Here is a 15,080-nt window from a genome sequence, read left to right on the forward strand (position 1 = left end):
GGATGCGCGTTCTCGTCGTCAGCCAGTACTTCTGGCCCGAAGCCTTTCGCGTCAACGAAATCGTCTCCGAGCTGCGTGCACGCGGCCATGAAGTGACCGTGCTGACCGGCCGGCCCAACTACCCCGGTGGCCAGGTCTTTGACGACTACGCGGCGGACCCGGCGGCGTTTGCCGAGTACCACGGCGCCGAAGTCATTCGCCTGCCCTTGCGGCCCCGCGGCAAGGGCTCGATCCGCCTGTTGCTGAATTACTGGAGCTTCGTCTTCTGGGGCTGCCTGCTGGGGCCGTGGCGGCTGCGCGGGCGCCACTTCGACGCGATCTTCTGCTTCGAGACCTCGCCCATCACGTCGGCCCTGCCGGCCGTGCTGCTGCGCCGCATCAAGCAGGCGCCGCTGCTGCTGTGGGTGCTGGATCTCTGGCCCGACACCCTGTCAGCCGTCGGCATGGTGCGCTCGCCGCGCCTGCTCGGCTGGGTGGGGCGGCTGGTCGCCTTCATCTACGCGCGCTGCGACCTGATCCTGGGCCAGTCGCGCTCCTTCTTCGCACCCATCCAGCGTTGGTCGCGCGCGCCTGAGAAGACGCGCTACTTCCCGCAGTGGGCCGAGGAAGCCTTCGACCGTGACCTCGCCGACGTGGAGACCGCCGCCGAGCTGGCGCCGCATCGCAGCGCATTCAAGGTCATGTTTGCCGGCAATATCGGCGACGCGCAGGATTTTCCGGCCATCCTCGCGGCCGCCGAGACGATGCGGGAGCGCAGGGATGTCCACTGGCTGGTCGTTGGCGACGGCCGTGCGGCCGAGTGGGTGCGGGACGAGATCGCAAGGCGCCAGCTGGGCGACACCGTCTTCATGCTCGGCCGGCATCCGCTTGAGCGCATGCCCTCGTTCTTCAAGGGTGCCGATGCGCTGCTCGTGTCGCTCAAGGCCGAGCCCATCTTCGCCATGACCATTCCTGGCAAGGTCTCCGCCTACCTGTCGGCCGGCAAGCCGCTGCTGGCGATGCTCGATGGCGAGGGCGCCAAGGTGGTGGAGGAAGCAGGCGCTGGGCTGACCTGCCCTGCCAGCGACAGCGCCGCACTGGCCCGTCAGGTGAGCCTGCTGGCCAGCATGTCCGAGCAGGAGCGTCTCGCCATGGGCTTGAAGGCGCGGGCGTATTGCCGCTCCCAGTTCCACCGCGACACGCTGATTGGCCAGCTCGAACAATGGCTGCAGGAGGCGAGCCAGGGCTTTCGCAAACAGCGATGAGCAGACCGCGCGTCCTGGTGCTCAACCCTCACTTCCTGCCCGGCAGCAAGGGGGGCGGTTCGGTGACGGCGGTGGTGAGCCTCGTCGCGCACCTGAAGGACGACTTCGACTTCGTCGTTGCCGCCAGCGCGCACGACCTGCACACCGCCGAGCCCTATTCCGCCGCGGCCTGCCTTGAGGCACAGAAAAAAGCCGGCGTCGCGTTGCACCATCTGCCGCGCGGCCTTGCCGGCCTCAGGTCGATGCAAAAGCTGCTGAGCCAGCCGTGGGATCTGGTCTACCTGAACAGCTTCCTGTCGCCGGTATTCACGGCCCTGCCGCTGCTGCTGCGGCGGCTGCGCCGGCTCGACCTGCCCGTGCTTCTTGCGCCCCGAGGCGAGCTCATGAGTGGCGCGCTGATGCAGCGCCGAGCAAAGAAGCTGCTCTACCTGCGGCTGCTGCGAGGGCTGGGCATGTTCCGAGGGCTGCAGTTCCATGCCACCAGCGAGACAGAGCGGCAAGGACTGCGCGACTTCGGCTTCGCTGCTGTCCACCTCGTCGCCGACCTCCCGCCGCGGGCGCAGGCATTGCCGACACCACTCTGTGCTGACGAATCAGCGCCCTTGAAGGTCGTTTTTCTCTCGCGCATCGAGGCCAAGAAGAACCTGTTGTTCGCGCTGGAAGCGCTGGCCAAGGTCACGGCGCCCGTGTCCCTGGACATCGTCGGGCCTATCGGCAATGAAGCCTATTGGGACGCCTGTCGCGAGGCGACGACGCGCCTGCCCGACTGGGTGCACACCCGCTATCTCGGCCCGGTCGACCCCGAACAGGTCGTCGCCACGTTGGCGGACTACGAGTTGTTCCTGTTTCCGACCCGGGCAGAGAACAACGGCTATGTGATCCACGAGGCGCTGCTGGCGGGCTGCTCCCTGCTGATCAGCGATCAAACCCCATGGCGACATCTTGCTGCGGCCGGTGTTGGCGCCGATCTGCCGCTGCAGGTCTCGCAATTCGCACAAGCCGTGGACGCGTTTGCCGCCCTGCCTGCTGGTGAACGGCTTGCGCAGCGCCAGCGCGCTCAAGGCTACGGCGCAGCCAGGCTCAATGCCGAGGCCGACATCGCCGCGATGCGCACGCTGCTCACGCAGGCGGCGTCAGGGCATCGCTAGTGCCCGCCTTGTTCAACCTGCCCAGCAAGGGTTTCTCGACCCATAGGTGCAGCCAGACCCCCGCCAGCACCGCACCCGACAGCATCACGGGGTAGAGCACCCAACCCCAGGTTTGGCCGCGAAGGCCAACCCACATGGCGGCCTTGCATGCCGCGCTGATGAAGGGGTAGTGAACCAGGTAGATGCAGTAGGAAGCGTCGCCCAGCAGTTGCAGCGCGGGATGTCGGCCGAACACGTGGCCGGCGCGCTCCGCGCTGACGAGGCCCAGCACCAGAATCGCCGCGCCGATGCCGAGCCAGAGCGTGGGCTTCAGGCCCGTGGTGACGTCGTACACACAGGCGCCCACGAATACCGCCGCACCCAGAAGCGCCACCATCCGCCCAGGCAGGGCCAGCCGACGCTGATCGAGGACGGCGCACAGCGCACCGGCCAGAAAGAGTGCCAGATAGACGGTGCCGTCAGGCCAGCACAACAGCGCCGCGGCGAGCGCGGCCACGCCCAAGGCCGGATGAAGAATCAGCGCCGCGAACAGCCCGTAGAACACCACCTCCCACTGCAGCGACCAGGCTACCGAAATGACCGGCGCTGATTCCGCCGGCACCAGCAGCAGGGCCCGCACGAGTTCAACCGGCGTCAGTTTGACGATGCCATGGGCACCGGCATAGGCCGCCAGGAAGACGATCCAGTAGATGGGGTAGATCCTGGCGAAGCGCTTCCAGAGAAATCGCCCGATCCGCCGCGGCTGATGGACGTCTCCGCGATGCGCCGACGTGATGATGAAGCCGCTCAGCACAAAGAAGAACTCGACGCCGGCATGCCCGAACGGCGCCAGGAACGCGCTCACGCCGAAGTAGTGCTGGATGGCCAGGCCGAGGTGAAAGCACAGCACCATCAGTGCCGCAATGGCCCGGCCAGCCTGCAGGGACTGCAGCATCTGGCCGTCAGCCGAACATGTGCATTCGGGTCACCATCTCGTGCCAGTCGGGCGAGCGGTAGCCGGTGGCGGCCTCGAAACGACCGGCGTTCAAGGACCTGTCCAGGACGGGAAGCGGTTCGGCGTTGATCGTGTTGCCGCGGTCGTAGACGCGAGCCACCATCTGCAGCAGCTCGTACTTGCTGATGGCCGGCCCGGCCACATGGTAGATACCGCGCAGCTCCGGGTTGGGCAGCACGAACTCCTGGATGACGCGGGCGAGTTCGACCGTCGGCAGCGCCGAGAAGATGGCGTTGCTGAAGCCAGACACCGTACCGGACTGGGCCAGAAACCACCCCAGCAGGGCATGCGAGGTGTGGAGCTCATGGCCAATGATGGACGTCCGCAGCGTGACGGCGTTCTCATAGTCCACCTCGCCCATGAGCTTGCTGCGACCGTAGAGGTCGGCGGCGTCCGGGATGTCTGACTCGGCGTAGTTGCCGGCGGCGCCCGAGAACACGCAGTCCGTGCTGATGTGGACGAGTCGTGCGCCGTGATCCTGCGCGAGCCGGGTGAGGCGATGAGGAAGCAATGCGTTGATCGGAATCGTCAGCGCGGGCGCATCGGCGCCGGCCAACTGCTTGACGATGCCGATGCAGTTGATGATGACGTCCGGACGCGCTTCGGCCAACAGCCGCCGCATCGCGGACAGGTCGCCGGCATCTTCGCAAGCAATGAACGATGCGGACGGCGCGCGCGCCCTCAGGCCCTCGACCGTTTCGACACGCCGCACAGCGCCAACGACGGCATAGGACGGGTCTTGCGAGAACCAGCGCAGCACGGCGTTGCCCAGCATGCCATTGGCGCCGAGAACCAGGAGTCGCTTGAGGGAATGCGTCATGAGCAGGATGCCTTCAAACCACCAGACCGCGCACAGCCGTTTCCCAGTCGAGCTTCATCTCGACGAGGCGGGCAGCCAGGCGGGGTGGGGCCTCGGCCACGGTCGCGAGGCCATCGACGAACGGGCGCCCACCGGCGGCCGTCGGGCGCATGGCGCGAGCCAGGACATAGCGGATGCGCGCCTGTCTCAGCGTCCTTCGCTCGCGAACGACCGCGGCCTGCAATGCAGGCAACGGCGTGCCCAGCATTTCGGCAGCTTCTGACGTCGCCTGCGCGATCTCCGATTTGAACTCCGGGTGACGCATGCTGCACGTGCCCAGCAATCGCACGAAGTTGAACTCGGTCAGGGTCGAGGGTGCCAGGTGCTTCAAGGTTTCGAGGGCGGCGTGCGCCCAGACGGTTTCCACCGAAAAGAACTTGGGCACCCCCGGGCTCCAGCCCGAGGCGACAAAGCTGCTGGTCTGCGACTCGGCGCTGAGTTGGCCCTTGTGGGTGTTCATCGCACTGCGCCCGGTATTGCTGCCGCCGGAGGCGCCCGGGATGGACAAGGGGAAGTCAACGACCAGGAATCGATCGGCATAGGCCGCCAGGCCCACGGCGCCGGAGACGTCGGGGCTCGAACCATGGAAGTACTGCCCTGAACGCTCGCGAATGCGGTCCATCAGCGTGCGGCGAACGACGCCGTGATAGATCTTGGGCAGGCCGTCCGTGCCCTGCGCGGCTTCGCGCAAAGCCAGGGCCAGCGCCTCGGAAGCCAGGCAAACCTTGCCACCGCCCATCTGCTTGGCGAAATACAGCCTGGAGGCGTGCCTGGCGCCGAAATGGCGTGAGCGGAAGTCCGGCCAGACATAGTTGGCCACCACATTGGGCGCGATCAGGTCGACGCGCTTTTGATGAGCCCACTGCGTCGCATCAAGCAGCGCACCGGAAATGGTGTCGTCATCCCCGATCAGGCACAGGTATTCGCCCTTGCTGGCTGCGACGGCGGCGTTGTGGTTGCCGGTCATGTCCAGCTTCTGCGCAGGCCTGAAATAGTTCAGGCGCGGGTCACGGCCCCGCGGGTGTTCCGCCACCCAGCGCGCCAGTTCGCCGTCGGTGCTGGTGTCGCTGACCACCAGTTCGAGCCTCTCGTCTCCCTGGCTGAGCACCGACTCGATCGCATGCATCGCGTAGCGGGCACGATTGTGCGTGGGTATCACAACAGACAAAAGCGGCGGCATGGGGTCGTCAGAGCGGATCAAGGCTGGGCATTGTCTTAGATCGCTGCCGCAGGGCATGCACAGCGCCGATCACGCAAAGCACGCTCACCAGCAGCCAGGCAGATATCCGCAACGCCGAGTTGGGTAGCAGCAGCCCCACGAAACCGAAGGGGGTCAGCATCAGCAGGGCGAGCGCCCGCCTGTCGAACAGCCGCCCGCCTCCGTGCAATGGCAGGCGCTGCGCCGCCACGACCAGCAACACGGCATCGAGCACCACGCGCGCCAGCCAGACCCAGGCCGCGGCCTCAATGCCCAGATGAGACGCAGCCCAGGCCAGCGCCACGAGGAACAAAGGCAGTTCGAGGAGATGAAGCTTGGCCGTCGTCGCGGCCTGCCCGGCGCTTTGCAAGGCGGTGTAGGGCAGTTGGGCCAACCCGGTCACGAACATGCCGAGCGAGAAGATCAGCAGGCAGCCTTGGGCCTCGGTCGCAAACGCGGCACCAAGCCAGATCGACAGCAACGGGCCGGCAAAGGTGGCCAGACCCAAGGTGATGGGCAGCAGGACCAGACTCAGGCCGAGCACTGCCTGCCTGCACAGGCGCGCGGCGTCCTGCTCGCGCTGCGCGATCTGCGCCGCCAGCGCCGGGAACAGCACCGCCGTCAGTGCGCCGGGCAGGATCCAGAGCTTCATCACCAGCTCCTGCGGCGTGGCGTAGTAGGCGAGGGTCGCCAACGGTACGAACAGGCCGACGATGAAGCGGTCCGCATAGCCCATCAGGGGGCCCAGCAGGTTGCTGACCAGCAGCCACCGGCTGGAGCGCAGCAGCGAGCCCAGCAGCTCGCGTCGCCAAGTGACTCGACCGCGCAGTTGCGGCAACGCATACCAGGCGGCAACACCGTGTGCCACTGCGCCGAGCAACCTGCCGATGGTGAGCACGGCAGCGATCGCTGTCAGATCGGGTCCGTACAGGTGCAGCACGGCGACAGGTGCGGCAAAGGTCCAGACCCCCATGGGCAATCGGATGCCATTGACGAGGCCGAAAGCCCCGCAGGCTTCCAGCATGCCGCGCAGGCCGGCCGTCCCGATCACCAGAGGCAGGGCCAGGGCCATCCATCGCAGGCTGACCAGCGCCTCGCCGACATCGGGCAAATCGCGCAGATTCCCCACGAGCCAAGGCGACAGCAGGTACAGGGCCGATCCGGCGGCCAGCCCGACGCCGCCCATCAGGATCAGCGCTGTGACACACAGCGGCCCCACCAGCGCGTCCTCGCCCTTCTCCAGCACGACGGCCAGGCGCAGCGTCAGCGCACGCGCCAAACCCAGATCGAAAAGGCCGAAATAGCTGACCAGCGCCCAGATCAGTGTCAGCAACCCGAAACGCGCCGTGCCCAACCCCGCCAGCAGGACGGGAATCGCAAACAAGGCCACCAGCAGCGGGGCACCAAGTCCGATCAGGTTCAGCAGGGAATGTCGGACGATTCTCAAGGCGGGCCTCAGGGCGCGCGATTGTAGGTGGCGGGTCGGCGGCAGCCGGCTCGGCGGGCGTCGCCTGATAACATGGGCCCCCTGCTCCAGGCCCGGGGCAACTCTCCCGATCCAGCCATGTATTTCTGCCGCCAAGTGCTTCTGGTTGTGCTGCTATTGCTAGCAAGCATGGCACCGGCCTATGCCTATATCGACGGGGGCTCGGCCCACCTGATCATCCAGGGCCTGATTGCGGCGGCTGTCGGACTCGTCTACTACATCCGCAATCCTCGCGAGATCTGGCGCGCCCTCAAGCGGCGTTGGAATCGGGACCGCTCCTGATGCGTGTGAGCTTCCGGGATCCCGACGGCAACGTCGAGGATGACGGGCAGCAGGTCTGGCGAAGAGTTCAAGCGCATGCCGCAGCGCCAACCGCCGAGCTGCTGACCAGTGCGCTGTTTGCCGAGCTCGTCCGGGACGGCCTGCTGATCGGGGTGCAGGAGCAACATCCTCAGCCAGATGGCGGCCTGCTGCTGCTGCATCGCCGCGTCGAGATGCCGACCTATGCCTTCGAGTGGACGCCGGCCATGTTGGCGGATGCCGCGCGGCTGACGCTGGAGATCCAGCGGCGCGCCTGGACTGCGGGCTGGACCCTCAAGGATGCGGCCACCAGCAATGTGCTGTTCGAAGGCTGCCGGCCCGTCTTCTGCGACCTGCTGTCACTGCAGCGGCGCCAACCGGCCGATCCGCCGGGATGGCTGGCCTACGGCCAGTTCGTGCGTCATTTCGTGCTGCCCCTGCTGGCCGTGGCCGAGCTGGGCCGCACGCCGCGAGACGTCTTCCTGGCTCACCGCGACGGCCTGCGCGCCGCCGAGATCGCGCCCTTCATCCCTTGGTACGCCCATTTGGGGCTGGCGATGTGGCTGCATGTGCGACTGCCCGCACGGCTGGAGAGACGCCGCATTCGCCGTGACCAGAAGGCGTCGGGCGCAAGCAAGGCGAGCGGCGCTGACGGCACTCCCTGGCTGCTGGGCAACCTCGGGCGCTTCGTCGACCGCCTGGAGTCCCACGGCAGAGGCCTCAGCACCTGGAGCGAATACACGGGCAACCGCGATCACTACCTGGCAATCGAGCTGACGGCCAAGCGCAAGGCCATCGAGCAACTGGTGGGCGAAGGCCGCTATGCACGCGTGCTGGACATCGGCGCCAACAGCGGCGAGTTCTCGCTGATCGCAGCGCGCGCTGGCAGCCAGGTGCTGGCCTTGGACGACGACGTCAACGCCTTGCACGACCTGCACCGCCAGGCGCGCGAACTGAGCCTGCCCATCCAGTGCCTGCATGCCAACTTTGCGCGACCCACGCCCGCGACAGGCTGGCGCCTCGCGGAAACGCTGGGGTTGCCGCAGCGTTTTGCGGGCCGGTTCGACCTGGTGCTGGCACTGGCCGTGATCCATCACCTGACCGTGACGGAGCGCCTGCCGACGGCGCAGCTCTTCGAAGTGCTGGCCGACTGCTGCCGTGACACGCTGCTGCTGGAATTTGTGCCTCGAGAAGACCCGCGCTTCGTCGAGCTCGCAGGGCCAAACATGGGTCTGTACCAGCATTGGGATCTGGCCTTCGTGCTGGGCTGCGCCGAACCGTGGTTCGAGCTGCAGGACCAGCAGCAGATCTCGGAACATCGCACGCTGTTGCGCCTGCGCCGCCGCGGCGCGCACGCGCCATGAGCTTGGGCAAGGCGCAGCTCGGGCCTGCCGCGCGTCAGGCGCTGCGCTATGCCTTGCTGAGCTTCATCAGCCTCGGCGCGATCGGCGTGGGCGACGTGATCCTGCGCTACACCTACTCGCTGTATCTGTCGTTTCAGCCGGCCAGCTTCCTGCGGGAAGGCCATCTGCTGCTGGTGGCGGTGGCGCTCTTCGGCGCGCTCGGCGGCTGGCTGGATAGGCCGGATCGCGCCTTGCATGCCACCGCCCGAATGGCGCGCGCATTGCTGCTGACGCTGGTCTTCGTGGCGCTGTTCCAGGTCTTTCGCCAATCGCTGGCCACCTCCCTGCCCTTGCCTGGTTGGGCCAAGGCCGGCGCCATGGTCGGCTGCGCCATCGCTGCGGCCCTGATCGCTTGGCGCACGCGCCCAGAGTCGGCTGCGCGGCTGGGCAACGCGGCCTGCCTGGCCATGCTGACGCTGTTCGCGCTGCAGCCAGGCATGACGGGCTATCTGCTGGGCACCTTCTCGCCTCAAGCGCGTGACCATGCGCCCGCGGCGCAGGCAGCTCCCGCCCCGCGGCGCACCATCGTGATCGTGTTCGATGAATGGGACATGGAGATCTCAGAGCGCGAAGGACTCTTCAAGCGAGAGGCAATGCAGGGTCTGCTCAAGCAATCCTTCTTTGCCCAGAACGCCTTGCCCGCGGGGCCGAACACGCTGGAGTCCATTCCAGGCATGCTGTTCGGCCGGCCCTTCGGTGAAGTCGAGCTCGGCGGCAAGGCGTCGCTGCGCAGCAAGAGCGGCGAAGTCTGGAGCCCCGAAACCCCGCAGCTCTTCAGCGACCTGCAGGCCCGCCACATCAGCCACGCGGTCATTGGCTACTACCACGACTACTGCGCGCTGGTCACGACGGCGCACACCTGCCATGCCGAACCCGTCCAGTTCTTCCAGGGGTGGAAGGCCCAGCTCGAGCGGGTGTTCAAGCGCAGCGGGCAGTTCGACTTCCCCTACTCGGTGTTCCTGCAGCAGTGGCATGCGACCTATACCCGCCTGCACGAGGAAGCCCTGCAGGCTGTGGAAGACCGCGCCAACGCGATGGTCTGGATCCACATCAACGTGCCTCATCCGCCCAGCGCCGCGGCGCACCGCGCGCCGCGTGACCTGCGCCAGGACTACCAGGCCAATCTGGCGTTGACCGCCGAGATGATCGAAGAAGTGCGCCAGCGGCTCACAGCCCAGGGCGACGAGGCGACGCTCGTGCTGACGTCCGACCACTGGCTTCGGGAGCGCGAGCTGTGGTCGGCCATGTACGAGCAGCAGCGCGGCCCGGGAAGCGGGAGCGCCGGCAAGTCGTCCGACCAGCGCGTGCCGCTGATTGTCTGGTTCAGCGGCAGCACGCCGCCTGTGCAACACCAGCCACCGGTCAGCGCGCTGGCGACGCGCAACCTCGTCCTTGCGCTGCAGGACGGCAGCGTTCGCTCACCGCAGGACGTGGCCCGCTTCTTCGCGCAGCAACCGGCGCCCATGCCGCCGCGCTCAGGCGGCGCCGGCGTTCATTGACGTGATCGCCATCATCACGGCGACCATCAGCACACCGATCACGGCGCCGATAAGCAGGATGGCAATCGGCTCGATCAGGGCCATGGCCCGCTTCTGACGTTCCCGCGCCGCCTCGGACTGCATGCTGCCCAGCGAGGTCAGCATCGCGTCCAGGCTGCCAGCGCGCTCGCCCACCTTGATCAGGTTCAGCCGCGCCGCCGGAATCCAGGCCGAATGGCGCAAGCTGTCGTACAGCGTTCGTCCATGTTCGAGCTCGCGGGTCGCAGAGGCGATCACCAGCGAAAACTCGCGCAGCTGCAGCGCACCGCGCGACAGCTTCAGTGCGTCAAGCAATGGCACTCGGTTGCGCAGCATGGTGCCCATCAACAGCGCCCACCGCCCCACTTCTGCGTCGCGCAGCCAGGGGCCAAGCACCGGCGCCGCAGCGGCCCATTCGAGCAGCGCACGTCGAAAGCTCGCCCGTGCGAAAAGGGTCACAAGCAAAGCCGCCACGATGCCCACGCCCAGGCCGAGCGCCAGCACATGGGCCTTCATGTACACGGCCGTCTCGATCACCCAGACCGAGAACTCGGGCATCTGCCGACGCGCGCCTCTGAGCAGCGGCGCGAATCGCGGGATGACACCGATGAAGATGATCAGCACCGCGAAAAGGCCCGCCACCACCAGGATGCTCGGATAGACCATCGCGTTGCGCAGCTCCTGCCCCATACGGCGGGACACGTCCAGCTGTTCAGCGCAATCGCTGAGCGCGGTGGCCAGGTCGCCGCTGGCTTCACCCACGCGCACCACCGTCATCAGATGCTCGGCCAGGCCCAGGCCGCTGGACTGCAAAGCGTCGTGCAGGCTGCCGCCCTCGCGCACGGTGCGGGAGGCACGCGTCATGACATCGCCCATGGCGCCACCGAAGTGGCCGCTCGCTAGCGACACCAAGGCCTCGTCCAGCGAGACGCCGGCGGCCAGCAAGGTGGCCAGCTCGCGCAACATCACGACCTTGTCTGCCAGCGTCAGGCGTTTAGGCGTGCGGCCGGCACGGGGCAGCGCTGCCTCGGGCGGTGCGTCCAGGGCCTTCAGCGCCAGCGGCGTGAGCCCCTGGCGCAGCAGGTCGCGCGCCGCCTGGGCCGAGTCCCTCGCCTCGATCTGGCCGCTGACCATGTGGCCGGCGGCGTCTTGCGCGCGGTAGCTGAAGCTGTCCATCACCCGCCGTGCTCGCTGGCGGCGCGCAGCACTTCGTCCAAGGTGGACAGGCCACGCGCGCTCTTGATCAGCCCGTCATCCACCATGGAGCGCCGCCCGTCGGCATCGGCCATGGCCAGCAAGCGCTCCGAGCTGCCGCCCTGTGCGATCTCGTGCTGCATCGCCGCGCCGACCGTCACCAGTTCATAGATGCCGACACGGCCGCGGTAGCCCGTGCCGCCGCAGATGTCGCAGCCACCGGCGGCAAGCCAGGCGGGCTCATCGGGCACATCGTGCAGCGCCGGCAATCGGTCGCGCAGCACCTGCCAACGATGCTGCAGGCTCGCAGCCTCGGGGTGAGGCTTGGCGCAATTGCTGCAGAGCCGGCGGATCAGGCGCTGCGCCATCACGGCCCGCAGCGCAGCCGCGACCAGATAGGGCTCGATGCCCATGTCGACGAGCCGGTTCACGGCGGACAGCGCGTCGTTGGTGTGGACCGTCGCGAGCACGAGGTGGCCGGTCAACGCGGCCTGGATCGCGATCTCGGCGGTCTCGCGGTCACGGATTTCGCCAACCATGATGACGTCCGGATCGTGCCGCAGGATGGAGCGCAGCGCCCTGGCGAAGGTATAGCCGATTTCGGCCTGCGTCTGGATCTGAACGACGCCCGGCAGCCGCAGCTCGACGGGATCCTCGACCGTGATCAACTTGCGAACGCCATCGTTGATGTGCGAGAGCGCGCTGTAGAGCGTGGTGCTCTTGCCCGATCCGGTCGGGCCGGTCACGAGCACCAGACCATTGGGCCAGCCCAGCCACTGCTCGAACAGGGCACGGTGGTCAGACTCCATGCCGATGCGATGCATGCCGATATCGCCGCGCTCCTTGGGCAGCAGGCGCAGCACCAGCGACTCGCCATGCACGGCCGGAATGGCGGAGATGCGGATATCGACTTCGCGGCCCGCCACGCGCGTGGAGATGCGACCGTCCTGCGGCAGGCGCCTTTCGGCGATGTCCAGGCCGCCGATCAGCTTGATCCGCGAAGCGATGGCCGGGTAGCGGTCCATGCCCAGGCTGCTGCGCGTGTGCAGCACGCCGTCCACACGAAAGCGCAGCGTGCATTCGCGCTCACCGGGCTCGATGTGGATGTCCGAGGCGCGCGCCTCGAGTGCCTGGGCCAGCGTGTTGTTGACGAAGGCCACGACCGGCGCGTCTTCAGCCAGCTCTCGCAGGCTGCGCGCATCCGCGCCCACAGAGTGGGGCGATGCGCGCAGGCGCTGGGCCCACATTTCAGCATCAGCGGGCAGCAGCAGATGCCAGCGCAGCGCACTCACGTGCGGTTCGCCGGCCAGCGCCTCCGCCACGTCCACGTCCAGCGGATCGGCGCTGGCCACGCAAAGGCCTTCGTCGTCCCGCCACAGCAGCACATGGCGATCCAGCCACCAGCTCGCGGGCGTGCCCAGCTTGGCCATGCCGGCTCGCATGGCGTCTTCGTCCAGCGCGTTGGCAAGGAGCAGCGGGTAGCCCAGTTGCTCGGCCAAGGCGGCGTAAAGCACTTGCATGGACACCGCGCCCAGGCGGACCAGGATTTCTCCGAGCCGCCCGCCCTTGCTGGCTTGCACCAGCAGCGCGTTCTCCACTTCAGCCGCCTTGACTGTGCCGCGCTCGATCAGCAGTTCGCCGATCAGCTTGGACGAGCTCACTGGCCCGCCTTCCCAGCCGGCGGCTTGGCGATCAGATCGAGAATGGGGCGGTTGGGCGCAACAGACCCGTCAGGCTTGGTGGCCGTGTCGGCCCACCCCCCCAGCTGCTTGCGGAAGGCCGCGGTCATGGCCTCGGCTTCGCTGCTGTCGTTGAGGATGTAGGGCGTGATCAGGATCACCAGCTCACGGCGATTGCCGCCACTGGTACGGGTGCTGAACAGGTTACCGATCAGCGGAATGTCCTTGAGGAACGGGATGCCCGCGCTGCCCTGGCTGGTGTCGTTCGAGATCAGGCCGCCCATCATCACGGTGGCTCCATTGCGCAAGGTCATCTTGGTTGACAGCTTGCGCGTGCTGAAGGTCGGCGAGGTGTTGACGCCCGTGTTGGTCGCAGCAGCGGCGCTGACCTCCTGGTCCACCTCGATGTCGACCTGATCGCCGGAGTGGATGACCGGCTTGACCTTCAGGATGACACCCGTGCTGCGGTACTGGACCGTCTGCAACACGCCCGTCTGGGTCGGCGTCGTGATCGTGCCCGTCGTGGTCTGCTGGCTCGTGATGATGGGCACTTCCTGGCCCACCTGGATGATCGCCTGCTCACCATTGCGAGCCTGCACACGGGGGCTTGAAAGGATGGTGGCCTGGTTCGTCGAGGCCAGTGCGTTGAGGGCTGCCTTCACGCTGCCTGCGGAGTCCAGCAGGCGGAAATTGAAGCCTGAGTTGCCGATGCCGGTGCCGCCCTGGGTGCCGAAGCGGCCGATCTTGCCGTTGCCATAGTCATGACTGGCCAGCCATTCGATGCCGAGCTGGCTGCTGTCGATGGTCGACAACTCCGCAACAGTAACCTCGATCAGCGCGGCCTTGGCGGGACGGTCCAGCATCTGCAGCAGCGAGCTGATCTGCGAATATTCTTCGGGCTCGGCCTGGAAGATCAGCATGTTGCTGGACTGGTCGACCACCACCGATGTCAAGCGTGGCGCAGCGGTGCTGCCCGACGAGGCCGTGCTGCTCTGACTCTGAGCCGGTGCCGCGCTGACTCGCCCACGGCTGCTGCTGAGCAGTTGATCCAGCGTCTTGGCCAGGTCGCCGGCATCCTTGTGCCGGACCTGGTAGGTGAAGAAGTTCTTGCCGACGCCGCGCTCACTGGGCTTGTCCAGCGTGCGCGCCCATTGCTCGACGTGCTTGAGCACTTCGTCGCTGACCGCAAAGACATAGACCGAGTTCACTGCCGAGACCGGAAGCAGCGTAACGGGATAGCGGATGCCCTGCTGTGGACCCAGCGGCGCCACGGCGTAGCCCTGCGCGGTCAGCACCTCGACGAGGCGCTTGGCCAGATCGTCGACCGACAGGTAGGCCGGCGTCAGGGCGATGCTGCGGCGCCCGCTCATCAGCGGCTGGTCCAGCATGCGGATCGCCTCGAGCGCCGCCTGCATGTTGTCCGGCGTGCCATTGAGCAGCAGCGCATTGCGGGCGACGTCCTCCTGGATGTTCACGCGATTGGCGAACAGGGTCTTGAGCCACATGGCGACCTCGTTCTGCCTGACCGACCTCATTTCGACGAGCTGGTAGACGGGCCGCAACGGCAGCGGGGTGTCGGGAAGGGCGTCACCGCGGCGGATCTCGGGCAGATTGCCGAGCTGGGCGTTGTCCGGCAGCACGCGCACCAGGCCGCCCACGTCGACAACGGCGATCTGGTAACTCTTCAGAAGCAGCTTGATCGCCGTCTCGAGCTGCGCCGCGCTTTGCGAAGCGGGTGCACGGAACGTCACCAGATCCTTGCGGGCGACCACCGCCGGATCGATGTTGACGTTGCGCTTGAGCATCTCGGTATAGACGATCTGCACGAAGTTCGGCAGCGGCACCTGCTGCAGGTTGATCGCTCCGACCTCATCACCCTGCCGGCTTGCGATGTCGGTGCTGACCTTGGCATCTGCGGCGCTGCGCTTGGCTGCATAGTTGCTTGAAGCAACTGCCGGGGGCGACGGAAGATCATTGACCCGCATGCTCGATGTCGGGGTCTCGGCAGATCCAAAGGGCGAGGAGGCGGCGGCTTCGGGGCTGGCCGTTGCCAGGGGC

General features: G+C 67.0%; 12 protein-coding genes. 5 read left to right on the forward strand and 7 right to left on the reverse strand.

Translation table 11 applies throughout. The annotated features are described in order from the left end of the window. Positions 1–2 precede the first annotated feature (2 nt). Positions 3–1,244 (forward strand): glycosyltransferase family 4 protein, encoded by a 1,242-nt coding sequence (locus tag ACXJKM_RS23785; RefSeq protein WP_457355681.1) that lies wholly within the window; start codon positions 3–5, stop codon positions 1,242–1,244. Then, on the forward strand, positions 1,241–2,392 hold the full coding sequence (locus ACXJKM_RS23790; protein ID WP_457355683.1) for a glycosyltransferase family 4 protein: 1,152 nt from the start codon (positions 1,241–1,243) through the stop codon (positions 2,390–2,392). Before ACXJKM_RS23785 ends, ACXJKM_RS23790 begins: the two co-directional genes overlap by 4 nt. On the opposite strand, the gene ACXJKM_RS23795 is transcribed toward ACXJKM_RS23790, so the two are convergent. The 4 genes from ACXJKM_RS23795 to ACXJKM_RS23810 are packed head-to-tail and all read right to left on the reverse strand — an operon-like array spanning position 2,364 to position 7,025. Then, on the reverse strand, positions 2,364–3,326 hold the full coding sequence (locus ACXJKM_RS23795; RefSeq protein ID WP_457355685.1) for an acyltransferase family protein: 963 nt from the start codon (positions 3,324–3,326) through the stop codon (positions 2,364–2,366). The two genes, ACXJKM_RS23790 and ACXJKM_RS23795, sit on opposite strands and share 29 nt — an antisense overlap. A 7-nt stretch (positions 3,327–3,333) precedes the next feature. Next, entirely contained in the window at positions 3,334–4,206 is an 873-nt protein-coding gene (locus ACXJKM_RS23800; protein WP_457355687.1) for a dTDP-4-dehydrorhamnose reductase family protein, read from the reverse strand. Between the two features lie 13 nt (positions 4,207–4,219). Beyond that, the gene (locus ACXJKM_RS23805) at positions 4,220–5,482 is read right to left on the reverse strand and encodes a glycosyltransferase family 2 protein (protein ID WP_457355689.1); all 1,263 of its coding nucleotides are present in this window, start codon (positions 5,480–5,482) and stop codon (positions 4,220–4,222) included. Continuing rightward, entirely contained in the window at positions 5,433–7,025 is a 1,593-nt protein-coding gene (locus ACXJKM_RS23810; RefSeq protein WP_457355691.1) for a flippase, read from the reverse strand. The genes ACXJKM_RS23805 and ACXJKM_RS23810 overlap by 50 nt, the downstream gene beginning before the upstream one ends. Here ACXJKM_RS23810 and ACXJKM_RS23815 point away from each other — a divergent pair, their 5' ends adjacent. From ACXJKM_RS23815 to ACXJKM_RS23825, 3 genes are read left to right on the forward strand one after another with little or no spacing between them, the layout of a single operon-like run. Continuing rightward, entirely contained in the window at positions 7,026–7,211 is a 186-nt protein-coding gene (locus tag ACXJKM_RS23815; RefSeq protein ID WP_457355693.1) for a hypothetical protein, read from the forward strand. It begins immediately after the preceding gene. Next, positions 7,211–8,593: a class I SAM-dependent methyltransferase gene (locus tag ACXJKM_RS23820; protein WP_457355695.1), complete on the forward strand. Its 1,383-nt coding sequence runs from the start codon at positions 7,211–7,213 to the stop codon at positions 8,591–8,593. The genes ACXJKM_RS23815 and ACXJKM_RS23820 overlap by 1 nt, the downstream gene beginning before the upstream one ends. Then, the gene (locus ACXJKM_RS23825; protein ID WP_457355697.1) at positions 8,590–10,131 is read left to right on the forward strand and encodes a sulfatase-like hydrolase/transferase; all 1,542 of its coding nucleotides are present in this window, start codon (positions 8,590–8,592) and stop codon (positions 10,129–10,131) included. Before ACXJKM_RS23820 ends, ACXJKM_RS23825 begins: the two co-directional genes overlap by 4 nt. On the opposite strand, the gene ACXJKM_RS23830 is transcribed toward ACXJKM_RS23825, so the two are convergent. From ACXJKM_RS23830 to ACXJKM_RS23840, 3 genes are read right to left on the reverse strand one after another with little or no spacing between them, the layout of a single operon-like run. After that, positions 10,108–11,325 (reverse strand): type II secretion system F family protein, encoded by a 1,218-nt coding sequence (locus ACXJKM_RS23830; protein ID WP_457355699.1) that lies wholly within the window; start codon positions 11,323–11,325, stop codon positions 10,108–10,110. The two genes, ACXJKM_RS23825 and ACXJKM_RS23830, sit on opposite strands and share 24 nt — an antisense overlap. Next, complete coding sequence (locus tag ACXJKM_RS23835) at positions 11,325–13,004, reverse strand: GspE/PulE family protein (RefSeq protein ID WP_457355701.1); 1,680 nt, start codon at positions 13,002–13,004, stop codon at positions 11,325–11,327. The genes ACXJKM_RS23830 and ACXJKM_RS23835 overlap by 1 nt, the downstream gene beginning before the upstream one ends. After that, positions 13,001–15,007, reverse strand: coding sequence for a secretin N-terminal domain-containing protein (locus ACXJKM_RS23840; RefSeq protein ID WP_056204364.1), 2,007 nt, complete (start codon positions 15,005–15,007; stop codon positions 13,001–13,003). Before ACXJKM_RS23840 ends, ACXJKM_RS23835 begins: the two co-directional genes overlap by 4 nt. Positions 15,008–15,080: the final 73 nt, after the last annotated feature.

This window comes from Roseateles sp. P5_D6 (genome assembly GCF_054049415.1).